We start from the raw sequence: 23,094 nt of genomic DNA, 5'->3' as shown, positions 1-23,094 counted from the left end.
CACCCGGTCAGCCCAGCCAGCCGCCGAAGAGACCGCCGTGCGCCATGCCGAGGAAGAAGCCGATCGCCGAGGCTCCGAGGCCGATGATCAGCGCTGTGCGCTCGCGTGTCGTGACGGAGATGAACTGGCCGTAGAGCCCGGTGGCGATCCCGATCAGCCCGGTCCATGAGCTGAGCAGGTGCAGATTGTGGAAGAACGCCGTGATGAACGCCACGGCGCCGAGGACCAGGGTGACCGCCACCAGGGTGTCCTGGAGCGGATGGGGCTTGCCGTCGGTCGCGAAGAGCGAGATGGACTGGCGTTGCATTGCCTGTGCCATGGGAAGGCCTCCTGGCTGCAGCAGAGCGGTGCTGCGGGCCGCCACCGGCCGAGGCCGGGGGCTTAGCACCGAGAACACCCGATGCATACAGATTGTGGCCTCCTGGCGCCGGATTTCAACCGGAAGGAGTCGAGGAGGTAGTCTGTACAGCTGCGCGGTGTCTGCTCTGCAGATGCCGTGCGCACGCATCACGACCCTCCTGCCACGGAACGACCGTGGCCGCTGAGTCCAAAGGAGGTGGGTTCCACATGCGTCACTACGAAGTGATGGTCATCCTCGACCCCGATCTCGAGGAGCGCGCTGTCTCCCCGCTGATCGAGAACTTCCTTTCCGTCGTCCGTGAGGGCAACGGAAAGGTCGAGAAGGTCGACACCTGGGGCCGTCGTCGTCTCGCTTACGAGATCAAGAAGAAGCCCGAGGGCATCTACTCGGTCATCGACCTCCAGGCCGAGCCTGCGGTCGTCAAGGAGCTTGACCGACAGCTGAACCTGAACGAGTCGGTTCTCCGGACCAAGGTCCTCCGCCCCGAGACCCACTGAACTTCGGTTCAGCGGTAATCGGGACCGAGTAGCACAGCAGCCCAGCAGCAATCCCCGCCGAGAGGTTCATCCATGGCAGGCGAGACCGTCATCACGGTCGTCGGCAATCTCGTCGACGACCCCGAGCTGCGCTTCACCCCCTCGGGTGCGGCGGTCGCGAAGTTCCGTGTCGCGTCCACTCCCCGCACCTTCGACAAGCAGACCAATGAGTGGAAGGACGGCGAAAGCCTGTTCCTGACCTGCTCGGTCTGGCGCCAGGCGGCTGAGAACGTCGCCGAGTCCCTTACTCGGGGCATGCGCGTCATCGTGCAGGGCCGGCTGAAGCAGCGGTCGTACGAGGACCGTGAGGGTGTCAAGCGCACGGTCTACGAGCTGGACGTCGAGGAAGTCGGCCCCAGCCTGAAGAACGCCACGTCCAAGGTCACCAAGACCACTGGTCGCGGTGGCCAGGGTGGGTACGGCGGCGGTGGCGGCGGTCAGCAGCAGGGCGGCGGCGGTGGCAACTGGGGCGGAGCCCCCAGTGGCGGCGCCCCCCAGGGCGGCGGAGCTCCCTCCGACGACCCCTGGGCGTCCAGTGCGCCGGCCGGCGGCCAGCAGCAGGGCGGCGGCGGTGGCGGTTGGGGCGGAAGCTCCGGCGGCTCCGGCGGTGGCTACTCGGACGAGCCGCCCTTCTAGGGCAGCTCGCACCCCCACTTCTTGATTTCACAGGAGAGACACAATGGCGAAGCCGCCTGTGCGCAAGCCTAAGAAGAAGGTCTGCGCGTTCTGCAAGGACAAGACCGCGTACGTGGACTACAAGGACACGAACATGCTGCGGAAGTTCATTTCCGACCGTGGCAAGATCCGTGCCCGCCGCGTCACCGGCAACTGCACGCAGCACCAGCGTGACGTCGCCACGGCTGTGAAGAACAGCCGTGAGATGGCACTGCTGCCCTACACGTCCACCGCGCGATAAGGAAAGGGTGACCGAATAATGAAGATCATCCTGACCCACGAGGTCTCTGGCCTCGGCACCGCTGGCGACGTCGTCGACGTCAAGGACGGTTACGCTCGCAACTACCTGGTCCCGCGTGGTTTCGCGATCCGCTGGACCAAGGGTGGCGAGAAGGACGTGGCGCAGATCCGCCGCGCCCGCAAGATCCACGAGATCGCGACGATCGAGCAGGCCAACGAGTTCAAGGCCAAGCTCGAGAACGTCAAGGTCCGTCTGGCCACCCGCGCGGGTGACGCCGGTCGTCTCTTCGGTTCCGTCACGCCCTCCGACATCGCCACGGCGATCGAGGCGTCCGGTGGCCCGAAGGTCGACAAGCGCCGCGTGGAGCTGGGCTCCCCGATCAAGACCCTCGGCTCGTACCAGGTCTCCGTGCGTCTGCACGCCGACGTGGCCGCGACCGTCGGCATCGAGGTCGTCGCCGCCTAAGGGCTGCGCATGAAGGGCCGCACCCCTGTGGGGGTGCGGCCCTTCTTCGTTGTTTCACGTGAAACATGAGCCGGCTCATCCGCGTTGTTTCACGTGAAACAACGCCTCGGGGCTCCTGCGGGCTATCGCGTGGCGCCGGCGACCAGCCAGCGGCCCGAGCGGGCGCGCAGCTGGAGGGTGACCATGCGGACCAGCATCATCAGCGTCATGGCGCACCAGAGGGCCGTCAACCCGCCGCCCAGGATCGGTACGAGCAGGGCGGCCGGGGTGAAGACCGCGAGGGTCAGGAGCATGGCCCAGGCCAGGTAGCGTCCGTCGCCCGCGCCCATCAGAACCCCGTCGAGGATGAAGACGATGCCGGAGACGGGCTGCGAGACGGCCACCACGAGCAGGGCCGGCAGCAGGGCGTCCTCGACGGCGGGATCGCTGGTGAAGAGCGGGATGAACACCGGTCGGGCCGCGATCACGAGGAGGCCCAGGACGATGCCGGAGGAGATCCCCCACTGCGCCATGCGGCGGCAGGTGGCCTTGGCCCCCTCGGTGTCGCCCGCGCCGAGGTACCGGCCGATGATGGCCTGCCCCGCGATCGCGATCGCGTCGAGCGCGAAGGCGAGCAGGCTCCACAGGGAGAGCAGGATCTGGTGGGCGGCGATGTCGGCGTCCCCGAGACGTGCGGCCACGGCCGTCGCGATCAGCAGGACGGCCCGCAGGGACAGGGTGCGGACCAGCAGGGGCGCACCGGCCTGCGCGCAGGCCCGGATGCCCTCGGCGTCGGGCCTCAGGGAGGCGCCGTGCCTGCGGGCGCCCCGGACGACCACGACCAGGTAGGCGGCGGCCATGGCGCACTGGGCGATCACCGTTCCCCAGGCGGAGCCGGCGATGCCGAGGCCGGCCCCGTAGACGAGGGCGACGTTCAGGCCTCCGTTGAGGGCGAAGCCGCCGATCGCGACGTAGAGCGGGGTACGGGTGTCCTGGAGGCCGCGGATGACGCCGGTGGCGGCGAGGACGATGAGCATCGCGGGGATGCCGAGGGCCGAGATTCGCAGGTAGGTGATCGCGTACGGGGCGACGGTGTCGGAGGCCCCGAAGAAGGAGATCAGGGTGGGCGCCGTGGGGAGCACGACGGCGACGACGGCCGCACCGAGGAGCAGGGCGAGCCAGATGCCGTCCATGCCCTGCCGGATGGCGGCCTGGAGGTCGCCCGCGCCGACGCGGCGTGCGACGGCCGCGGTGGTGGCGTAGGCGAGGAAGACGAAGATGCTCACGGCCGTGGTGAGCAGTGCGGCGGCGATGCCGAGACCGGCCAGCTGGGGTGTGCCGAGGTGGCCCACGATGGCACTGTCGGCCATCACGAAGAGGGGTTCGGCGACGAGGGCGCCGAAGGCGGGGACGGCGAGTGCGAGGATCTCGCGGTCGTGCCGTCTCGGGGCAGCCTTTGGTGCGGTGGGGGCCTGTCTCATGTGGTCAATCTAATCTTCCACAGGTAATAGACACAAGCCCTCTGGGAGCCTTACCGATGCGCCGATTCGAGCGTTCGTCCCACCTCGTTGGAGGCGATCTCGAGACAGTGGCGAAAATTTTTCTCCCCCACAGCCGGTGGAGGAAGAAATGCCAGGTCATGATGGGTAAGTGGGTGGGGCAGGTGATTTTGTCCACAGCACCGTCCCCCGGTCCGTGCACAGCTTCCGGAGAGTTACCCACAGCATTGGCGCCGTCATCCACACCTCATCCACACAGCCTGTGGATAACAAGATTGGCTGACGTCGCTCCCGGCCCTACCGTTGGTCGTTGTCCGACTCGCCGAGAGCCGATTCGGGTGCCCCAAATGTCAGAGCCGTGTCGTAGAAAGAGTGACACGGCAAGGTCCGCGTTGCGGACGGGAGGAGGCGGCCCGGTGAGCATGTCCGAGCCCATGGACGACCCCTGGGCCGACAGCGGTCCAGGTGACCGTCTGCCCGCCCGTCCGCGCCGCAACGGCGAAGGCCGTGGCCGCGGGGACGAACAGAGCGACCGGGGCCGTGAGGGCGGCTCCTGGGACGGCGGTGGCGGCGGCTTCGAGCGGGTCCCGCCCCAGGACCTCGACGCCGAGCAGTCGGTCCTGGGCGGCATGCTGCTGTCCAAGGACGCCATCGCCGACGTGGTCGAGGTGCTGAAGGGCCACGACTTCTACCGTCCGTCGCACGAGACGATCTACCAGGCCATCCTCGACCTGTACGCCAAGGGAGAGCCGGCCGACCCGATCACCGTCAGCGCCGAGCTGACCCGGCGCGGCGAGATCAGCAAGGTCGGCGGGGCCCCCTACCTGCACACCCTGGTCCAGTCGGTCCCCACGGCGGCGAACGCCGAGTACTACGCGGAGATCGTCCACGAGCGGGCGGTCCTGCGCCGGCTGGTCGCCGCGGGTACGAAGATCACGCAGATGGGCTACGCCGCCGACGGGGACGTCGACGAGATCGTCAACAGCGCCCAGGCCGAGATCTACGCCGTCACCGAGCAGCGGACCTCCGAGGACTACCTGCCGCTCGGCGACATCATGGAAGGCGCCCTCGACGAGATCGAGGCGATCGGTTCGCGCAGCGGCCAGATGTCGGGCGTCCCGACCGGCTTCACGGACCTGGACTCGCTGACCAACGGTCTGCACCCGGGCCAGATGATCGTCATCGCGGCCCGCCCCGCCATGGGTAAGTCCACGCTCGCGCTGGACTTCGCGCGTGCCTGCTCCATCAAGGCCAACCTCCCCAGCGTCATCTTCTCCCTCGAAATGGGGCGCAACGAGATCGCGATGCGCCTGCTCTCGGCGGAGGCCAGGGTGGCCCTGCACCACATGCGCTCCGGCACGATGACGGACGACGACTGGACCCGGCTGGCCCGCCGGATGCCGGACGTCTCCGCGGCCCCGCTCTACATCGACGACTCCCCCAACCTGTCGATGATGGAGATCCGGGCGAAGTGCCGTCGGCTCAAGCAGCGCAGCGACCTGTCGCTCGTCGTCATCGACTATCTCCAGCTGATGCAGTCGGGCGGCTCGCGCCGGCCCGAGAGCCGTCAGCAGGAGGTCTCCGACATGTCCCGAAACCTCAAGCTCCTGGCGAAGGAGCTGGAGGTCCCGGTGATCGCGCTGTCCCAGCTGAACCGTGGTCCCGAACAGCGCACCGACAAGAAGCCGATGGTCTCCGACCTGCGTGAGTCCGGCTCGATCGAGCAGGACGCCGACATGGTGATCCTGCTGCACCGCGAGGACGCGTACGAGAAGGAGTCCCCCCGAGCGGGTGAGGCGGACCTGATCGTGGCGAAGCACCGTAACGGTCCGACGGCCACCATCACCGTGGCCTTCCAGGGCCATTATTCGCGGTTCGTGGACATGGCCAACACGTAGCATCCGCACCATGGATGCCGCTTTGAACGATCTTGCCGTCTTGCCCGCGACCCGGCGCTCGCTGAACCACCGGATCGCGGTCGCTCAGCGCGAAGGCCGGTCCCCGTCCCTGGTGGCGGCCGTGGTGCGGGGTGGAGAGGTGGTCTGGGAGGGGTCCCGGACCATGGTCGAGGGCCACGGTCCCGACGGAAACGTGCAGTACCGGATCGGTTCGATCACCAAGACGTTCACCGCCGTGCTCGTGATGCGGCTCCGGGACGAGGGTCTCCTGGAACTGGGCGACCCGATCGAGAAGTTCCTTCCCGGCACGGGCGTCGGCGAGGTGACGGTGGGACAACTGCTGTCCCACACCTCCGGTCTGGCGGCGGAGACGCCCGGCGAATGGTGGGAGCGCACGGCGGGCACCTTGCGGCCGGAGCTCTCGGACGTCCTGGGCGAGCGCCCCTTCCGCTTCGAGCCCGGACGTCGCCACCACTACTCCAACCCCGGCTACACCCTGCTCGGTTCGCTCGTGGAAGCGGTCCGAGGCACGTCGTGGGACGAAGCCCTCCGCGCCGAGGTGCTGGAGCCGCTCGGGCTGGAGCGTACGAGCGCGCAGCCGGTGGCCCCGCACGCCGGAGGCTGGGCGGTGCACCCGTGGGCCGACGTGATGATGCCGGAACCCATGGAAGACCTCGGGCTCATGGCCCCGGCCGGCCAGCTGTGGTCCACCACCGGCGATCTGGCGAAGTTCGCCGCGTTCCTCGTACGGGGCGACGCGCGCGTGCTGAGCGCCGAGTCCGTACGGGAGATGCGGACGTCGGCCACTCCCCCGGAGCCGGGTCTCGCCGAGCTCGGATACGGGCTCGGGATGCAGCTGACGCAGAGCGGCGGGCGCCGGCTCGCGGGCCACAGCGGATCGCTGCCCGGGTTCGTCGCCGGGCTGTGGCTGAGCGAGGAGGACGACGTGGCCGCGGTGGTACTGGCCAACTGCACCTCGGGGCTGCCCGCTTCGACCCTCGCAGCCGAACTGGTGGGCATCGTCGCCGAGGCCGAGCCGCGGATCCCCGAACCGTGGCGACCGCTGCGGGAGGCGGATCCCGTCGCGCTGGAGCTGTGCGGCCCCTGGTACTGGGGCACGTCGGCGCAGGCCGTGCGGCTGACCTACGACGGGTTCCTGGAGCTGGGCCCGGTGGGCGGCAGCGGCCGGTCCGCGCGTTTCCGGCCGGAGCCCGACGGCAGCTGGACGGGACTGGGCGGCTATTACGCGGGTGAGTCGCTGCGGGCCGTACGGCGGCCGGACGGATCGGTGAGCCACCTGGACCTCGGCTCGTTCGTGTTCACCCGCGAGCCCTACGACCCGCAGTCCCCGGTGCCCGGAGGAGTGGACCCGCAGGGCTGGCGGGGCATCGGCTGACGGACGGACCGCCCTCACCCCGCTACGAGTTCACGCTCCAGCGGGGTGCGCATGCGCGGGGTGATGCGGGCCTCCCCCACCCAAGCGGCGAGCCGGGCGGCCTCGGCCGCGATGGCCCGCTCGGCCTCGCCGCCGGGGTCGCCCAGCAGCCGGTGGACGATCTCGCCGTCTGCGCTGGGCCCAGCCGCCGACGATCCGGCCGTTCCACCACACGGTGGGGCCGATGTTGCCGGCGTAGTCGAAGAGGGCCGGGCGGTGGGCGGGGTCGAGGTGGAAGCCCCGGTCCGCCCACCCCATCGCACTCGGGTCGAGGGCGGGCAGCAGGGCGGCCCAGGGCTCCTGGTCGGGTTCGGAGCCGGTGTCGCCGGGGCTGACGAGCGCGGTCGTGCCGTCGTCGAGCCGCACCGTGTCGGGGCCAACCGCGGCCAGGGCCTTGCGCACGTCCGTCAGGGTCCAGCCCGTCCACCACTTGAGGTCGGCCTCGGTGGCCGGACCGTAGGACCGGAGCCAGCGGCCGGCGAGCTCGGCGCGGGCCTCGACCGGGGCCATGGAGGGCCAGGGTTCGGTGTGGACCCAGCGGTACTGGCTGGAAGTCCACGATCCCCGGGGACGGTCCCGGCGGATGCGGCCGTCGCAGGAGAGCAGCCTGATGACGTGGGTGGCGACGCCCACCTGCGCCTCGTACTTCCCGCCCCGCTCGACGGTGACCTTCCGGCGCAGGAGCGGTACAGCTGCCGAGAGCTGGCTGCCGGTGGAGGGGCCGTGGCTGTCCAAGGCGTCGAGCGCGGCGGTCTCCGCTGCGGCGAGCCAGTCGGCATCGAGGCCCTGACCGTCCTCGGCGAGCCGTTTGAGGAAGGTCCGGCGCTCCTTCGCGGCGATGGCCCGCGCGGTGGAGGAGTCGACGTAGGGGGCGAGCGCGGTGGAGACGGCGAAGAGCGTGCGGCGCATGCTGAGCAGTCGTACGAGGCTCACCTCCTCGTACAGGGCCCGTTCGACCACCTCGGGTCCGCCTTCGCTCAGCCGGGCCCGGGCCGAGAGGAAGACCGTCGAGGCATCGGTGGCGTGCAGGCCGATCACGGCGTCCGCGGCCTCGGGCACGGTCGTGGCGCGGGCCGACGGCGCGAGGCGGTGCCGGCGGCCGATACGGCGGCGGCGCTCGGCGGTGCTGATGAGGGGAAGGCTGCTCATCCTCCCGATCGTAGGCCGGGCCGCCGACAGCGACCCGGCCCACACCCGCCTGCTCAGAGCTGGAGTTTGAACCCGACGTGGGAAGCCGTGAAGCCGAGCCGCTCGTAGAAGCGGTGGGCGTCGGTGCGGGTCACGTCCGAGGTGAGCTGGACGAGTTGGCAGTTCTCGGCACGGGACTGTTCGATCGCCCATTCGATGAACTGGGTGCCCAGCCCGCTGCCGCGCTCGTCGGCATGCACCCGCACGCCCTCGATGATCGAACGGGTGCTCCCCTTGCGGGAGAGTCCGGGGACGATCGTCAGCTGGAGGGTGCCGACGACCCGGTCGGCGCGGACGGCGACGACCACGTGCTGGTGGGGGTCGTTCGTCAGCCGCTCGAGGGCCGCCGCATACGGGGCGAGATCGTCCGGGGACTCCCGGGTGGCGCCGAGCGGGTCGTCTGCGAGCATCGCGACGATCGCGGGCAGGTCCTCCGCGGTGGCGGGACGGATGCGCAGCCCGGAGGCGCTGTCGGCCATGGTCCGGTGCTTCATGCTCAGCCGGCCGCGACGGTGATCGGGGCCCAGCGGCGGGTCCAGTCACCGGGCGGAGCGGGGATGTCCCGGGTCATCACGGCATTGAAGGCCACGGAGCCGAGGCCGCGGTCCTTGAGCCAGCCGAGCAGCTCTTCGTGGCGTACGTCGACATCGGTGCGCAGGTCCCGGTCGGTGCTCGCCGCGAGGGCGGTGACGAGGGTCTGGGCCGTGCCGGTGTCCCGGGCGACCAGCGGTCCGATGACATGGGTGTCCATGTTCGGCCAGATGGCTCCGTAGCCGATCAGCTCGCCCGAGGGGTCCTCGGCGACGAGCAGCAGGTCCGTGAAGGCCGGCAGCCGGGTGACCAGATGGGTCCGGTCCGTGCCGAAGACCTCGGCGTCCAGCCGGAGGATCCGCGGGATGTCCCCGGCGCCGGCGGGCCGGACACGGAAGGCGTCCTGGGCGGGACCGGCGGGATCCGGGCTGAAGGAGCCCAGGAGCATCTCGGCGCGGCCGGTGGTCTCGAAGCCGAGCTCCTCGTAGAGGGGGCGTCCGTACGGGGTGGCGTGCAGGGTGAGCGGAATGCCCTTGAGGACGTCGTCGCAGATGTACGTCATCAGGCGCCGGCCCAGACCCTGTCGGGCGTAGCGCTCGGCTACCAGGACCATGCCGATCGCGGCGAGTTCCGGATCGGCCAGTGGAGGCCCGTAGCGGGTGACCACGCAGACCGTGGCGAGTCCCCGGCCGTCGGGGGCGTCGATGCCGTAGCCGTGTCCGGCGGCGAGCAGCAGCCCCCACTTGTGGTCCTCGCGGGGCCAGCCGCGGTCTTCTGAGAGATCGGCGCAGTGGCGGAGGTCGTCCACGGTCAGTGCGCGGATGGGAAGGGCGGTGAGATGGGGTGGTGTCACGGCCTCAGAGTGGTTCATCGAACCGGGCCGGGTCCAGGGGATTTGGGGTCGATGTTTCACGTGAAACATCGACGTGTCCGCAACTCGGTCCGCAACCCGGTCCGCAACCCACTGTTTCACGTGAAACCGACGTACTAGCCTCATTGGCCATGACCCTCCTCCACCTGTTCGACCTCGACGGGACGCTGATGTACGGTTCGGCCTCACCGGTCGAGATCTCCCGGCAGCTCGGGCTCTCCAGCGAGATCGCCGAGCTGGAGCGGGCCTTCGTCGCGCGGCAGCTCCAGCCGCACCAGTTCGCACTGGCGGTGCAGCAGCTCTGGACGGACCTGACTCCGGCCCATGTCCGGGCGGCGTTCGACGGGTCCCCGTGGCTGTCGGGGATCCGGGAGGTCTGGCAGGAGATCCGGGAGCGCGGGGACTACTGCGCGGTGATCTCGCTGTCGCCGTCCTTCTTCGTGGAGCTCCTGCTGGAGTGGGGCGCGCACGCCGCGCACGGCTCGGTCTTCCCGGAAGTGCCCTTCACCCGGCTCGTGGACGTGGCCGGGATCCTGACGCCGGAGGCGAAGGTCACGGTTGCCGACCAGCTGTGCGCGCGGTTCGGTGTCACCCGGGCCGACTGCGTCGCGTACGGGGACTCCAGCACCGACGTGGCGCTCTTCGAGGTGGTCCCGCTCTCGGTCGCGGTGAATGCCCGGCCCTACCTGGTGGAGCGGGCGACGCACGTCTACGAGGGCCGGGACCTGCGCGAGGCATACCAGCTGACAGGGGTGGCGCGCACGGGAGTTGAGGCATCTTAAGGGGAAAGTGGGTTCGAAACGCGGATTTCCCGCATTTCCCCGCAGGCTCTGGGGCGGACTGGCACGCTGTGAAACCCGGAACCACGGATTCGAAGGCCGTGGCGCGTGCAGACCTACCGAGATGCTCGAAGCGAGGCACCGCATGGACGCTCCGCCCACCAGATCGGCAAGACGGGGGCCGTCCCGGATACCGTCCGGGGACGGTGAGCCCGAGCCCTCCCCCGAGCCTTCCCCCGATGCCGTCCTCATCCGCCGGACCCTCGCGGAGATCGCACCCGTCGCCGACAAGGTGACCTCCTACTTCTACGCCGTGGTGTTCACCGGACATCCCGATCTGCGGGGGCTGTTCCCCGCCGCGATGGACGTACAGCGGGACCGGTTGCTGAAGGCGCTGCTGACGGCCGCCGAGCACATCGACAACCCCGAGGTGCTCACCGCCTATCTGCGCCGGCTGGGCACGGGGCACCGCAAGTACGGAACCCGGCCCGAGCACTATCCGCCGGTGGGCGAGGCCCTGATCGGGGCGCTGGCCAAGTACGCGCAGGACACCTGGGGGCCGGAGACCGAGGCCGCGTGGGTCCGGGCGTACACCGCGATCTCCCAGATCATGATCGATGCGGCGGCCGAGGACGAGCCCAAGGCGCCGCCGTGGTGGCACGCGGAGGTGGTCTCCCACGATCTGCGCACGTCCGACATCGCGGTGATCACCGTCCGCCCCGACCAGCCCTACCCCTTCCTCGCGGGCCAATACACGAGCCTGGAGACCCCGTGGTGGCCGCGGATCTGGCGGCACTACTCCTTCGCCTCGGCCCCGCGCGCGGACGGACTGCTGTCCTTCCACGTCAAGGCCGTTCCGGCGGGCTGGGTCTCCAACGCGCTCGTCCGGCACGCCCGGCCCGGCGACGTGCTGAGGCTCGGTCCCCCGGCGGGGTCGATGGTGGTCGACCACAGCACCGACAACGGCATGCTGTGTCTGGGTGGGGGCACGGGCATCGCCCCGATCAAGGCGCTGATCGAGGACGTGGCCGAGCACGGGGAGCGGCGTCCGGTGGAGGTGTTCTTCGGGGCGCGCAGCGATGACGACCTGTACGACAAGGACACGCTGCTGGGGCTGCAGCGCTCGCACCCCTGGCTGTCGGTGCGCCCGGTGGTCTGCGACGAGGGCCTCGCCGGGCAACTCCCGCAGGCCGTCGCCACCCACGGGCCCTGGAGTTCGTACGACGCCTTCGTTTCGGGCCCGGCCGCGATGATCCGCAGCGGGGTGGACGCGCTCAAGAGGATCGGGATCCCCGACGAGCGGATCTGGCACGACGAGGTGGAGGAACTGGCGGGCGTCGCCGGCTGATTCCGGCGGCGCCCGCGTGCGGTGGGTCAGCCCAGGTCGGGGGCGTGCATCGCGCGCACGCCCTCGATGTTGCCGTCGAGGTAGTGGCGCAGGGACAGCGGGACGAGGTGCACCGCGGCGATGCCGACGCGGCTGAAGGGCACTCGGACGATCTCGTACTCGCCCTCGGGCTCGTCGATCTCGGGGCCGTGTCGCTGGCTGGGGTCCATGGATTCGAGATGGCAGACGAAGAAGTGCTGCACCTTGACGCCGGTCACTCCTCTGTCGGCGATGTGCTCGACGGTGTCGACGAAGCAGGGCACGACATCGGTGATCTTCGCGCCGAGTTCCTCGTGGAGCTCTCGGTGGAGGGCGTCGACGACGGTCAGGTCCGAGGGCTCCACGCCCCCGCCGGGGGTGAGCCAGTACGGGTCGACGCCGGGTTTGGTCCGCTTGATGAGGATCAGGTCGTCACCGTCGAGCAGGATCGCGCGGGCGGTGCGTTTGACCACTGGACGTTCGGTCATGGGAGAAGAGTGGCCCAGACTTCCGCTTCTGAAACGCGTCCGGGTGAAACCCGCCGGGCGGGGAACCGGGCGGGCCGAGCCGCCCCAGGGCGTGCTCGGACCGCCTCCGGCCGGCCCGTCAGCTCCTGGAGGCCGCCAGGTCCAGTGCCCGCAGCACGTCCGCGACCAGGTCCTCGGTGTCCTCGGCCCCTGCGGAGAAGCGGATGAAGCCCTCGGGAACGTCGTCGCCGCCCCACCGCCGGCGGCGCTCCGCCGTGGACCGCACCCCGCCGAAACTGGTGGCGTCCTCGACGAGCCGCAGGGCCGTCATGAACCGTTCCGCGTGCGCGCGGTCGGCCAGGGTGAAGGAGACCACGGAGCCGAAGCCCCTCATCTGGCGCGCGGCCGTCTTGTGGGACGGGTCCGACGGCAGGCCCGGGTAGCGCAGCCCGGTGACATCGGCGCGGTCGGCGAGGGCCTCCGCGACCGCGAGCGCGTTGGCCCACTGGCGCTGGGCGCGCAGCTGGATGGTGGACAGGGACCGGTGGGCGAGCCAGGCCTCCATGGGGCCGGGGATCGCGCCGACCACCTTGCGCCAGCGGCGGATGCCCGCCGCGAGCTCGGCGTCGCGGCAGACGACGTAACCGAGCAGCAGGTCGCCGTGGCCGGTCAGCCCCTTGGTGCCACTGGCCACCGAGAAGTCGGCGCCCAGTTCGAGGGGGCGCTGGCCGAGCGGGGTCGCGAGGGTGTTGTCGACGGCGACGAGGGTTCCGCCGGCGTGCGCCGCGTCCACGAGGCGCCGTACGTCGCAGACGTCGAGCCCCGGGTTGGACGGGGTCTCCAGCCACAGCAGCCGGGCTCCGTCGAGGACCTGGAGCTGTGCGTCCTCGCCGGTGGGGGCGGTGCGCACGTGGACCCCGTACGTCTCCAGCTGTTCCCGGACGAGGGGCAGCACCTGGTAGCCGTCGTCCGGCAGGACGACGGTGTCGCCGGCGCGTGCCTGGGAGAGGAGCACGGCGGACACCGCGGCCATGCCGGAGGCGAAGACGACCGTGTCGGTCCCGTCCAGGCCGGGGGCCTCCAGCTCCCCGATGGCCCGCTCCAGCAGGGTCCAGGTGGGGTTGGTGTCGCGGGCGTAGGCGTAGGGGCCCTCGACGTCGCCGGGCAGGTGGAAGTGGGCGGCGAACACGGGGCCCGGCAGCGGAGGCTCGTTCTTGACGGGCTCCGGCAGACCGGCGCGGACGGCGACGGTGCCGTCGCCGAGCCGTTCCTCCCTCGGCGACACGGGGTCGGGGGCGCTCATGGGGTGTGCTCCTTCACGGCTTCTCTTACGGCGGCCAGCAGGCCTGGGCTCGCGGCCTCGACCAGGTGCAGGCACTCCTCGAATCCGTCGAGGGAGCCGTAGTAGGGGTCGGGTACGTCGGTCTGGGCGGAGGAGGAGGCCGGGTCGTAGGAACGCAGCAGCCGGACCTTGGCGGCGTCCTCGGGGGTGGGGGCGAGTGCCCTCAGGTCGCGCAGGTGCCCGGCGTCGAGCGCGATGACGAGGTCGAGGCCGGCGAACCAGGAGGACCGGAACTGCCGGGCCCGGTGGCCCGGCTCGTATCCGGCCGCCTCCAGGACGGCCACGGTGCGCGGGTCGGCCCCGTCCCCCTCGTGCCACCCGCCGGTGCCGGCGCTGTCGACCTCGACCAGGTCCGAGAGCCCGGCGTCGGCCACGTGGGAGCGGAAGACCGACTCGGCCATGGGCGAGCGGCAGATGTTGCCGGTGCAGACGAAGCACACGCGGTACTTGGGCACTCGGCTTCAGTCCCTGTCGAGGACCATGTTCAGGGCCCAGGAGACGATGGAGACGATCAGGGCGCCGGCGATCGCCGACCAGAAGAAGTTGTCGACGTGGAAGCTGAGGTCGAACTGCTTGGCCAGCCACGAGGTCAGCAGCAGCATCGCCGCGTTCACCACGATGGTGAACAGGCCGAGGGTGAGGACGAACAGCGGCAGCGAGAGCAGCTTCACCACGGGCTTGACGATGAGGTTGACCAGGCCGAAGATCAGCGCGACCAGGATCAGGGAGAGCGCTTGACGGCCCGTGCTGCTGCCGTCGTCCAGCGTGATGCCCGAGACGAGCCAGATGGCGACGCCCAGGGCTGCCGCGTTGGCGAGGGTCTTGACTACGAAATTCGTCATGTGTCTGATCGTTGCAGAGATGGTCCCGGTGGAACATCAGCTGATCTGCGCATGCTCGCCGGGCGAGAGAGCACAAGGGGTACGAAGAAGATGAAGGCCTTCCGGCTGGACGAGCTCGAGGCCGAGCGGGCCGCCAACAAGGGTGCCTACCTGCAGTTCCTGCGCGAGCGGAACATGTCGGTCGGGCTGTACGCACTGGACGCAGGACAGAACGACCCCCAACAGCCCCACGGACAGGACGAGGTGTACTTCGTGGTGAGCGGCCGCGCCTCGATCACCGTCGGGGAGGAGACGACGATGGTCGCCAACGGAAGCGTGGTCTACGTGCCGGCCGGGGTGCCGCACAAGTTCCACCACATCACCGAGAACCTGAAGGTCATGGTCGTCTTCTCTCCGCCGGAAGGGTGAACGCCCCCTGGGCGCTGAGGGGCACTGAGGGTCCGCGGCCCCGTCCCCCTAGGGGGCGGATCAGGGGAGTACGGGGGCTCGCGGGCCCCCGCCGGAGGCCCCGGGCTCCTAGCATCGAGAGCAGGAGTTCACCGACAAGACGGACTAGGAAGAAGAGGTCGAGGACATGGAAGGCATCCGAGGGATATTCGAGGGCATGCCCTGGTGGGTCAAGTGGGTCGCCGTCCCGCTGCTGGTCCTGTTCGTCTTCGGTGGTGTGATCACCAGCGTCATCGGTGCGCTGATCGGCTTCCTCTTCAAGGCGCTGCTCCTCGTGGCCCTCGTCGGAGGCCTGATCTTCGTCGTCAGGAAGTTCAAGGGCACTGAGTCGAAGTCCTCCGCCGGGGAGTGGTAGAACTGGAGCAACCGGGGCACAGCGGGATTAACCCAGCTGAGGGAACGTGAACCGCCAAACCGCTCACAGCCCGGGAATCGGCGGATAGAGTGGCAATCTGTGCCGTTCCCTGGGCACCGAACGCCGGTAGTTCCGCTCTGACCTGCGGTTCTTTGGTACAGCCACCGAGCACGACCCCCAGGAGTCACGTCGCACGCGGGGGCGGCCCCCGCAAGGCGGGCCCCCCAAGGCTCGCCGCCACGCCTGGGGGTGAGCTTTGTCTTCGGTTCACAATGCCGGTGTGCCGACTCTGATCGGTTCGGTGCAGCGGGCACTGAGGCTGCTCGAAGCGGTGGGTTCCCATAGTGAGGGAGCCCCGGCGAAACAACTGGCGCGCGAGGCCGGGCTCCCGCTTCCCACCGCGTATCACCTGCTGCGCACCCTGACGCACGAGGGCTATCTGCGACGGGAGAGCGGAGTCTTCGTCCTGGGGGACGCCGCCGGCCGCCTCGCCGGTGGGGGACTTCAGCAGAAACGTCGCAGCATGATCCTCGACTCCCTCGCGCACTTTCGCGACGCGGTCGGGGCCCCCGTCTACTTCGCGGTCTACCGCGAGGGTGAAATCGAGGTCGTGGGTGTCTCGGACACCCCGGCGAACCCCGCGTGCGAGGAGTGGGCCGATTTCCGCGAGACCGGCCACGCGCACGCCATCGGGCAGTGCCTGCTGGGCCAGCTCGACGAGAAGACGCGCAAGGACTACTACGACCGGCACCCGGTCGAGGCCATCACCCAGTACACCGTGCGGGATCAAAGGGTTCTGGAGCAGCGGATCGGCTCCTTGGAGCGGATGCAGCCGGTGACCGAGCGGCAGGAATACGCCCTGGGCACGGTGTGCGCGGCCATCCCGATCACGGCCGGAGACACCGCGGCGACGATGGCGATTTCTCTTCCTCTGCACCACGAACAGCGATTGCTGTATGCGGTCGATCGGCTACGGAGTGAAGTAGGCGCGCTGTTGAGCACCCTCTCGTTCTCTATCAGTATCTGAAAACTCACTCCTTGTGATCTGCAAGCGCTTCCACCACTCTTGTCAAGAGGGCCTTGGGGGATCATTCCTGGCCACTTCCACTACAGCGGGGTAGGCAATGCGCGAGTCGGTACAGGCAGAGGTCATGATGAGCTTCCTCGTTTCCGAGGAGCTCTCGTTCCGGATTCCGGTGGAACTCCGGTACGACGCTCGTGACCCCTACGCGGTCCGCCTGACGTTCCACCTTCCCGGAGACGCACCCGTGACCTGGGCGTTCGGCCGGGAGCTCCTTCTCGACGGCATCAACAAGCCGTGCGGTGACGGAGATGTCCACATCGCCCCGACCGATCCGGAGGAGCTGTCCGATGTCCACATCCGGCTGCAGGTAGGCGCAGACCGGGCTCTGTTCCGCGCGAGCGCGGCGCCGCTCGTGGCGTTCCTCGACCGCACCGACCGGATCGTTCCGCTCGGCCAGGAGCGCAACCTCGGGGACTTCGAGGAGAACCTCGACGAGGCGCTCGAAAAGATCCTCGCGGAGTCGCAGCAGAACGAGCAGAACGCGGGCTGACCGAAGCCCGGCCGGACGCCCGCCGACCAGGGTGTGCCGGCAAGCAGCACCGCACCATCTGCGTCAACGCACCATCTGCGTCAATGCATCAACGCATCACTGCACCACCCGCACCACCCGCAGCACGGCTCAGCGTGCCGACGCGCTGAGTGCTCCACCCTGCCGTTCCACACGACCGGCCGTGTGCGCGAACCGATCCGTCGTGCCCGCCGGTCCCGCCCTTTTCAGTGCTTGCGCCGCCGACCCCGGCCGCCGCGGAGCGGCCCCGAGGCCGCTGTGGCCGCCGGGGATTCCGCGCGGTCGGCGGACACCACCAAGGCGGCCAGTGCTGTCGTCACGGGTACCGAGGCGACCAGTCCGATCGAGCCCACGAGGGTGCGTACGATCTCCTCCGCGACCAACTCGCTGTTGGCCACCGAACCCATGCTGCTGTTCGCGATCGAGAACAGGAGAAGGAGGGGCAACGCCGCGCCCGCGTACGCCAGTACCAGGGTGTTCACCACCGAGGCGATGTGGTCGCGCCCGATGCGGATGCCCGCCCGGTAGAGCCCGCGCGGGCCCATCGAGGGGTCTGCCTGGTGGAGTTCCCAGACCGCCGAGGTCTGCGTGACGGTCACGTCGTCGAGTACGCCGAGCGATCCGATGATGACACCCGCAAGCAGCAAACCGCTCATGTCGATGTTCGGGTAGAGCCCGTGGATCAGCCCGGTGTTGTCGTCCGTGTTGCCGCTGAGGAACGCCCAGTCGATGAACAGCGAACCCAGCAGGCCGATCAGCAGCAGCGAGATGATGGTGCCGAGGACCGCGACCGAGGTGCGGGCCGTCAGCCCGTGGCACATGTAGAGCGCGATCAGCATGATCGCGCTCGCTCCCACCACGGCCACGACCAGCGGATTCGACCCCTGCAGGATCGCCGGGAGGATGAACAGGGTCAGTACCGCGAAGCTGACGACGAGGGCGATGAGCGCGAACAGCCCGCGCATCCGTCCGACGAGGACCACCGCGACGGCGAAGATGCCGGCGAGCAGGGCCATCGGCAGCTTGCGGTTCACGTCGATCACGGAGTACTGGAGGTCCCGGGGCGCGTCCGGGGCGTAGGCCACCACCACGCCCTGGCCGTCCGTCAACTGCCGTGGTGCGCCGGGCTGGAGGATCTCGAAGAACTCGCGGCCCTTGTCGGGGCCGCTGCCGACCCTGATGGTGGCCTTCTTGCACTCGCCGGTCTGCGAGGCGAGGGCCTCGCGCCCCTCGGGCGTGGAGGTGTCGCCGGTGGCGGGGACCTGTGCGGCGTTCACGGATTTGCAGTCGACCTGCTGGAGCGCGACGACCGTTCCCTGCTGGGTCTGCCGGTCGAAGCCGACTCCGGTGCGCGCGTGGTCCGGTGCGCCACCGGGCCAGAGCACCGCCATGCCGATCACGACGGCGGCGGCGAAGGGGATCAGGACGGCCGCGATCACCTTGCGCAGGTGCTTCGAGACGGGGGCGGCCGGGCCATGACTGTGGGTGTGGCCGTGGGAGTGTCCGGGAGAGCGGTCGCGCGAGTGGTCGGAGTGACCGGGGTCGGCGTGCGTGTGGCCCGCGTGGCCGGCGGGATCCGTGGGGTCGGTGGGGGGCTGCGGCGAGGACGTCACTGGCTGATCATCGCAACAGATGAGGGGGGCCCACTGTTCAGCACGCCACACATGACGCTAGCGTGGGGGCTACTTTGCACAACGCGGGAGCTCGGAGCACCGGGCTGAGAGGGCGCTGATCACCGTTCGCATTCGGATATGCGTACGGGAGGAGGCTGCGTCGACCGCCGAACCTGTTACCGGGTAATGCCGGCGTAGGGAGATTAGGTCTCATGACCATTCAGGACGCACGCACGCCTGCCGTCAGCCAGGACGCCGACGGCCAGACCGAGCGCCAGCCCGGCTGGCACAAGGGATACGTGGCGGGCTCCCGCCCCGACATCCGGGTGCCGGTTCGTCAGGTCCACCTCACCAACGGCAAGGACGTGACGCTCTACGACACGTCCGGTCCGTACACCGACCCGCAGATCGAGACCGACGTGCGCCGGGGCCTGCCGCCGCTGCGCGAGCACTGGATCATCAGCCGCGGTGACACCGAGGAGTACGCGGGCCGCCCCGCGCGCCCCGAGGACGACGGCATCAAGCACACCTCGCCGCGCGGTGGCCTCAAGAACCTCGACGCGGTCTTCCCGGGCCGTCCGCGCCAGCCCCGCCGCGGCCGCGGCGGCGCCGCGGTCACGCAGCTCGCGTACGCCCGCCGGGGCGAGATCACCCCGGAGATGGAGTACGTCGCGATCCGCGAGAACGTCTCCCCCGAGGTCGTCCGCGAGGAGATCGCCGCAGGTCGCGCGGTAATGCCGGTCAACGTGAACCACCCCGAGATCGAGCCGATGATCATCGGCAAGCGGTTCCTGGTGAAGGTCAACGCCAACATCGGCAACTCCGCGGTCACCTCCTCGATCGAGGAGGAGGTGGACAAGATGACCTGGGCGACCAAGTGGGGCGCCGACACGGTCATGGACCTCTCGACCGGCCGCAACATCCACACCACCCGCGAGTGGGTGCTGCGCAACTCCCCCGTGCCGATCGGCACCGTGCCGCTGTACCAGGCGCTGGAGAAGGTCGACGGCCGCGCCGAGGACCTGACCTGGGAGATCTACAAGGACACGGTCATCGAGCAGGCCGAGCAGGGCGTCGACTACATGACGGTCCACGCCGGCGTGCTGCTGTCGTACGTGCCGCTGACCGCCCGCCGCAAGACCGGCATCGTCTCGCGCGGCGGCTCGATCATGGCCGCCTGGTGCCTGGCGCACCACAAGGAGAACTTCCTCTACACGAACTTCGAGGAGCTCTGCGAGATCCTCGCGACGTACGACGTCACGTACTCGCTGGGTGACGGCCTGCGCCCCGGCTCCATCGCGGACGCGAACGACGCGGCGCAGTTCGCGGAGCTCAAGACGCTGGGCGAGCTGAACACGATCGCCAAGCGCCACAACGTGCAGACGATGATCGAGGGCCCCGGGCACGTCCCGATGCACAAGATCAAGGAGAACATCGACCTCCAGCAGGAGATCTGCGAAGAGGCGCCGTTCTACACGCTCGGCCCGCTGACCACGGACGTCGCGCCCGCGTACGACCACATCACCTCGGGCATCGGCGCCGCGATGATCGCCTGGTGGGGCACCGCGATGCTCTGCTACGTCACGCCCAAAGAGCACCTGGGCCTGCCGAACCGCGACGACGTGAAGACCGGTGTCATCACGTACAAGATCGCGGCCCACGCGGCGGACCTGGCCAAGGGCCACCCGGGCGCCCAGGAATGGGACGACGCCCTGTCGGACGCGCGGTTCGAGTTCCGCTGGGAGGACCAGTTCAACCTGGCCCTCGACCCGGACACGGCCCGTGAGTTCCACGACGAGACCCTCCCGGCCGAGCCGGCCAAGACCGCGCACTTCTGCTCCATGTGCGGTCCGAAGTTCTGCTCGATGAAGATCTCCCAGGACATCCGCCGCCAGCACGGCGGTGACCTGGGCGCCGAGGAGATCGAGGCGGGCATGGCGGAGAAGTCCGCCGAGTTCGCGGCCGCGGGCAACCGCGTGTACCTGCCGCTGGCCGACTGACCCTCGTCCGGACGCACGGACGGCCCGCGACACCGAGGGGGGAGTCGCGGGCCGCCGTGGGGTACGTCGTGTCCGCCCGGTGCGGGGCGGACGGTCAGGCGAAGGTCCGGGAGCCCACGCCCAGCTTGCGTCGCGCGAACTCGAGGTTCGCGAGGACCCGGTCCTGCTGGTCGTCGGGCAGCTTGCCGTCCTGGAGCAGGAGTTCGCAGCAGTCCAAGGACTCCTGGTACTCCCCCGCCCAGTAGGCGGCCACCGCCAGTTCGTCGAGTGCGCGCCAGTCGTGCCAGGCGAATTCGACGAAGAGGATGTCGTCCGGGCGCGGCACCCTGACCGCCTGCCGGGCGAACAGGTAGGCGAGGGACCAGCGGTTTTCGAGGCGGCAGAGGCGGGCGAGGTCGCCGAGTGCCTCGACGCGTGAGGGACGGCTCTCGTGCGCGCGGAGGTAGCGGTCCATCACCTCGGCCGACGGCCTGTCGAGGGTGACCGCGAGCCGCGCGGCGTAGAGCCGCGCGCAGTACGTTTCCTCGGCCCAGCCGCCCATGGAGACCCGGTGGTCGTAGGCGTCGAGGGACTTCTCCGGCTCGCCGGCGTCGCGCCAGCTCTGGGCCAGGTAGAACGCGTAACGGGTGTTGTCGGGCTCCTTCGCGAGACCTTCGGTGAGTACGCCCGCATCACGCAGGTACTTCGCCCGCTGACCCTCTTCCCGGAGCCGGGCGCCACCGCCGACGGAGAGGATGTTGAAGCCCTCGATCACGTCGCGGCCGTACTCGGTGCCGCAGTCGATGTACTCGTGGAGCACGCCCACGTACCGCCAGGGCAGCCGGGTGGAGACCAGCGCCGGCCGCCAGTGGACGATCGGACCGTCGTGCAGCGCGACCTGGTACGCGTCGCCGGTCAGGTCCGGCATGCGGAAACCGGGCCGGATCTGCATCTCGTCGTCGCCGTCGATGAACAGCAGGTAGTCGGCGCTGGAGCGCGCCAGTTCGATCGCCTCGGTGCGGCTGCCGTCGAAGCCCTTCCAGGGCCGTTCGTGGAGCGTGCCGGGCAGGTCGGCGAAGCAGTCCCGGATGACGTCCTGGGTGCCGTCGGTGGACCCCGTGTCGACGATCACCCAGGTGTCGATCAGGGGGCGCACCGACTCCAGGCACTTCCGGATCGTCGGCGCCTCGTTCTTGACGATCATGTTCAGACAGATGGTCGGCCTCACCGCAGCACCCTCTCGTCGGACGGATCGCGGGCGACGTTAGGGAGTGCGGCCGTCGATGGGTCGGCGGCACGCCGGTGGCGCTACCTCCCGATGGGCGGCGGCGCAGCCGTTCGGGGGCGTCCGATAAGCCGTTCTGCTGATAAACATCCCGGCCATCTCAAGATCCGGGCGGCTCCGTCCGTAAGCCCCAAGGACGTCCGAACCCGCAGCCCGGGAGCCACCTGTTCCGGCTCGTTCCGTTCCGAAGGAGCGCTGCAGATGAGTCGTGAGCACCGGAGCAAGCTTCAGCTTGGTCCCGTCCCCCGCAACCGTGCCTGGATCGCGGGAGGTGAGGACTGCGAGCGGTACGACGGGCCGCCGCAGGACAGGTACCGGGGTGACGGGAACGACGGCGGCGACGAGGAGTGGGGCCACGAGGACGGACGCGACCACCCCGACGGGCACGATCACGGGTGCCCGCCCGTAGGCCCGACGGGGCCGACCGGTGCGACGGGTGCGACGGGTGCGACGGGTGCGACGGGTGCGACGGGTGCGGCCGGTGCTGATGGTGCGACGGGTCCGACCGGTTTGACCGGCCCCACGGGTGCCGATGGCGCGACGGGCGCGACCGGTGCCGCGGGCGCTGATGGCGCGACGGGCCCGACGGGTGCGACCGGCCCCACGGGTGCTGACGGTGCGACGGGCGCCACGGGTGTTGATGGTGCGACCGGTGCCACGGGTCCGACCGGTGCCACGGGTGCTGACGGTGCGACGGGTGTTGATGGCGCGACCGGCCCCACGGGTGCGACAGGTGCGACGGGCACCACGGGTGCGACAGGTGCGACAGGTGCGACGGGCACCACGGGTGCGACAGGTGCGACAGGTGCGACGGGCGCCACCGGCCCGTGTAGCGACATCGACGCCTACGCGCCCTCGAACACCGAGGACTTCCAAGCCGTGCTCACGGGCGGAAAGACGTACGTGGGCAAAGCCGCCACCGTGGGCGGGTCGATCGCCTGGCAAGACCTCACCAACACGGTCGCGACCATGACCGACCCCGCGAACCTCGGCTACCCGGCGCAGGTCTGCGGCGTCGCGATCGAGGCCGGGGGCAATGACGCGTACGTCAAGGTGGTGACTGCCATCGGGACCGTGTGGCAGACGCACGGTGACATCAATGGCGGCAACTTCGTCTGGAACAAGGAATGGTTCCAGCAGACGACGCACACCCCGGCCGTGCTCGTCAGAGGCGCGTTCAAGGGTGACCTCCAGGCGCAAGGCACCCCGAACAAGATCCCGCCGGGCCTCAAGGCCGAGTCCGCCCGCGCGGCCAAGCCGCGCAAGTGATCCGGTGTGCCTGACCTGAGGTAGTGCACGCGCAGTACCGACGCGGCCCGGAGTGCCGCCGGACTTCGGTCCGGCCGGC

General features: G+C 69.7%; 24 protein-coding genes and 1 pseudogene. 14 read left to right on the top strand and 11 right to left on the bottom strand.

Annotation, left to right across the window (positions count from 1 at the left end; translation table 11 throughout):
- Positions 1 to 7: 7 nt before the first annotated feature.
- Entirely contained in the window at positions 8 to 319 is a 312-nt protein-coding gene (locus OG435_RS22985; protein ID WP_266879255.1) for a hypothetical protein, read from the bottom strand.
- Between the two features lie 248 nt (positions 320 to 567).
- Between OG435_RS22985 and rpsF the strand changes: the two genes are divergently transcribed.
- From rpsF to rplI, 4 genes are all read left to right on the top strand, one after another.
- Entirely contained in the window at positions 568 to 858 is a 291-nt protein-coding gene (gene rpsF / locus OG435_RS22980; protein WP_015034882.1) for a 30S ribosomal protein S6, read from the top strand.
- Positions 859 to 930: 72 nt separating this feature from the next.
- Positions 931 to 1,533 carry a single-stranded DNA-binding protein gene (locus OG435_RS22975; RefSeq protein ID WP_243331151.1) on the top strand — a complete coding sequence of 201 codons (603 nt, stop codon included), beginning with the start codon at positions 931 to 933 and terminating at the stop codon, positions 1,531 to 1,533.
- Between the two features lie 43 nt (positions 1,534 to 1,576).
- Positions 1,577 to 1,813 carry a 30S ribosomal protein S18 gene (gene rpsR / locus OG435_RS22970; protein ID WP_005315025.1) on the top strand — a complete coding sequence of 79 codons (237 nt, stop codon included), beginning with the start codon at positions 1,577 to 1,579 and terminating at the stop codon, positions 1,811 to 1,813.
- Positions 1,814 to 1,831: 18 nt separating this feature from the next.
- Positions 1,832 to 2,278, top strand: a complete 447-nt coding sequence (gene rplI, locus OG435_RS22965; protein ID WP_243331152.1) for a 50S ribosomal protein L9 — start codon at positions 1,832 to 1,834, stop codon at positions 2,276 to 2,278.
- Positions 2,279 to 2,400: 122 nt separating this feature from the next.
- Here rplI and OG435_RS22960 read toward each other — a convergent pair whose 3' ends face one another.
- Positions 2,401 to 3,738, bottom strand: a complete 1,338-nt coding sequence (locus OG435_RS22960) for an MATE family efflux transporter (protein ID WP_266879250.1) — start codon at positions 3,736 to 3,738, stop codon at positions 2,401 to 2,403.
- Positions 3,739 to 4,190: 452 nt separating this feature from the next.
- On the opposite strand from OG435_RS22960, the gene dnaB reads away from it, so the two are divergent.
- Together dnaB and OG435_RS22950 are read left to right on the top strand one after the other, a co-directional pair.
- Positions 4,191 to 5,654, top strand: coding sequence for a replicative DNA helicase (gene dnaB, locus OG435_RS22955; protein ID WP_266882008.1), 1,464 nt, complete (start codon positions 4,191 to 4,193; stop codon positions 5,652 to 5,654).
- 10 nt (positions 5,655 to 5,664) lie between these two features.
- Entirely contained in the window at positions 5,665 to 7,050 is a 1,386-nt protein-coding gene (locus OG435_RS22950; RefSeq protein ID WP_266879248.1) for a serine hydrolase domain-containing protein, read from the top strand.
- Positions 7,051 to 7,064: 14 nt separating this feature from the next.
- On the opposite strand, the pseudogene OG435_RS22945 reads toward OG435_RS22950, so the two are convergent.
- The 3 genes and pseudogenes from OG435_RS22945 to OG435_RS22935 form a co-directional block, all read right to left on the bottom strand.
- Positions 7,065 to 8,238 (bottom strand): annotated as a pseudogene (locus OG435_RS22945) (winged helix DNA-binding domain-containing protein).
- Between the two features lie 53 nt (positions 8,239 to 8,291).
- Positions 8,292 to 8,756, bottom strand: a complete 465-nt coding sequence (locus tag OG435_RS22940) for a GNAT family N-acetyltransferase (RefSeq protein ID WP_266879246.1) — start codon at positions 8,754 to 8,756, stop codon at positions 8,292 to 8,294.
- Positions 8,757 to 8,773: 17 nt separating this feature from the next.
- Positions 8,774 to 9,661, bottom strand: coding sequence for a GNAT family N-acetyltransferase (locus OG435_RS22935; protein ID WP_266879245.1), 888 nt, complete (start codon positions 9,659 to 9,661; stop codon positions 8,774 to 8,776).
- A 149-nt stretch (positions 9,662 to 9,810) separates the two neighbouring features.
- Here OG435_RS22935 and OG435_RS22930 point away from each other — a divergent pair, with 149 nt between their 5' ends.
- Together OG435_RS22930 and OG435_RS22925 are read left to right on the top strand one after the other, a co-directional pair.
- Positions 9,811 to 10,461 (top strand): HAD family hydrolase, encoded by a 651-nt coding sequence (locus tag OG435_RS22930; RefSeq protein WP_266879243.1) that lies wholly within the window; start codon positions 9,811 to 9,813, stop codon positions 10,459 to 10,461.
- A 58-nt stretch (positions 10,462 to 10,519) separates the two neighbouring features.
- Positions 10,520 to 11,806, top strand: a complete 1,287-nt coding sequence (locus OG435_RS22925) for a globin domain-containing protein (RefSeq protein WP_430625772.1) — start codon at positions 10,520 to 10,522, stop codon at positions 11,804 to 11,806.
- Positions 11,807 to 11,832: 26 nt separating this feature from the next.
- On the opposite strand, the gene OG435_RS22920 is transcribed toward OG435_RS22925, so the two are convergent.
- The 4 genes from OG435_RS22920 to OG435_RS22905 form a co-directional block, all read right to left on the bottom strand.
- A complete protein-coding gene (locus OG435_RS22920) occupies positions 11,833 to 12,312 on the bottom strand; it encodes an NUDIX domain-containing protein (protein WP_214947426.1) in 480 nt (159 codons plus the stop codon).
- Positions 12,313 to 12,430: 118 nt separating this feature from the next.
- Positions 12,431 to 13,594: a cystathionine gamma-lyase gene (locus OG435_RS22915; RefSeq protein WP_266879238.1), complete on the bottom strand. Its 1,164-nt coding sequence runs from the start codon at positions 13,592 to 13,594 to the stop codon at positions 12,431 to 12,433.
- Positions 13,591 to 14,088, bottom strand: coding sequence for a low molecular weight protein-tyrosine-phosphatase (locus OG435_RS22910; protein WP_266879236.1), 498 nt, complete (start codon positions 14,086 to 14,088; stop codon positions 13,591 to 13,593). Before OG435_RS22910 ends, OG435_RS22915 begins: the two co-directional genes overlap by 4 nt.
- 6 nt (positions 14,089 to 14,094) lie before the next feature.
- Positions 14,095 to 14,475, bottom strand: coding sequence for a phage holin family protein (locus OG435_RS22905; protein ID WP_250738594.1), 381 nt, complete (start codon positions 14,473 to 14,475; stop codon positions 14,095 to 14,097).
- Between the two features lie 90 nt (positions 14,476 to 14,565).
- Here OG435_RS22905 and OG435_RS22900 point away from each other — a divergent pair, with 90 nt between their 5' ends.
- From OG435_RS22900 to OG435_RS22885, 4 genes are all read left to right on the top strand, one after another.
- Positions 14,566 to 14,883, top strand: coding sequence for a cupin domain-containing protein (locus OG435_RS22900; RefSeq protein WP_266879234.1), 318 nt, complete (start codon positions 14,566 to 14,568; stop codon positions 14,881 to 14,883).
- A 175-nt stretch (positions 14,884 to 15,058) separates the two neighbouring features.
- Positions 15,059 to 15,277, top strand: a complete 219-nt coding sequence (locus OG435_RS22895) for a DUF5326 family protein (RefSeq protein ID WP_266882006.1) — start codon at positions 15,059 to 15,061, stop codon at positions 15,275 to 15,277.
- 256 nt (positions 15,278 to 15,533) lie between these two features.
- Complete coding sequence (locus OG435_RS22890) at positions 15,534 to 16,304, top strand: IclR family transcriptional regulator (RefSeq protein WP_323187879.1); 771 nt, start codon at positions 15,534 to 15,536, stop codon at positions 16,302 to 16,304.
- A gap of 97 nt (positions 16,305 to 16,401) precedes the next feature.
- A complete protein-coding gene (locus OG435_RS22885; RefSeq protein WP_266879230.1) occupies positions 16,402 to 16,851 on the top strand; it encodes an SsgA family sporulation/cell division regulator in 450 nt (149 codons plus the stop codon).
- A gap of 224 nt (positions 16,852 to 17,075) precedes the next feature.
- On the opposite strand, the gene OG435_RS22880 is transcribed toward OG435_RS22885, so the two are convergent.
- On the bottom strand, positions 17,076 to 18,482 hold the full coding sequence (locus OG435_RS22880; RefSeq protein ID WP_266879228.1) for a YibE/F family protein: 1,407 nt from the start codon (positions 18,480 to 18,482) through the stop codon (positions 17,076 to 17,078).
- 212 nt (positions 18,483 to 18,694) lie between these two features.
- Here OG435_RS22880 and thiC point away from each other — a divergent pair, with 212 nt between their 5' ends.
- Positions 18,695 to 20,482: a phosphomethylpyrimidine synthase ThiC gene (thiC, locus tag OG435_RS22875; RefSeq protein ID WP_266879226.1), complete on the top strand. Its 1,788-nt coding sequence runs from the start codon at positions 18,695 to 18,697 to the stop codon at positions 20,480 to 20,482.
- 94 nt (positions 20,483 to 20,576) lie between these two features.
- On the opposite strand, the gene OG435_RS22870 is transcribed toward thiC, so the two are convergent.
- Complete coding sequence (locus tag OG435_RS22870; protein ID WP_266879224.1) at positions 20,577 to 21,689, bottom strand: tetratricopeptide repeat-containing glycosyltransferase; 1,113 nt, start codon at positions 21,687 to 21,689, stop codon at positions 20,577 to 20,579.
- 936 nt (positions 21,690 to 22,625) lie between these two features.
- Here OG435_RS22870 and OG435_RS22865 point away from each other — a divergent pair.
- Positions 22,626 to 23,015, top strand: coding sequence for a hypothetical protein (locus OG435_RS22865; RefSeq protein ID WP_266879222.1), 390 nt, complete (start codon positions 22,626 to 22,628; stop codon positions 23,013 to 23,015).
- Positions 23,016 to 23,094: the final 79 nt, after the last annotated feature.

The organism is Streptomyces sp. NBC_01264, from assembly GCF_026340675.1.
In the GTDB taxonomy this organism is placed as follows: domain Bacteria; phylum Actinomycetota; class Actinomycetes; order Streptomycetales; family Streptomycetaceae; genus Streptomyces.
This window is presented reverse-complemented; position numbering and strand designations above follow the sequence as displayed.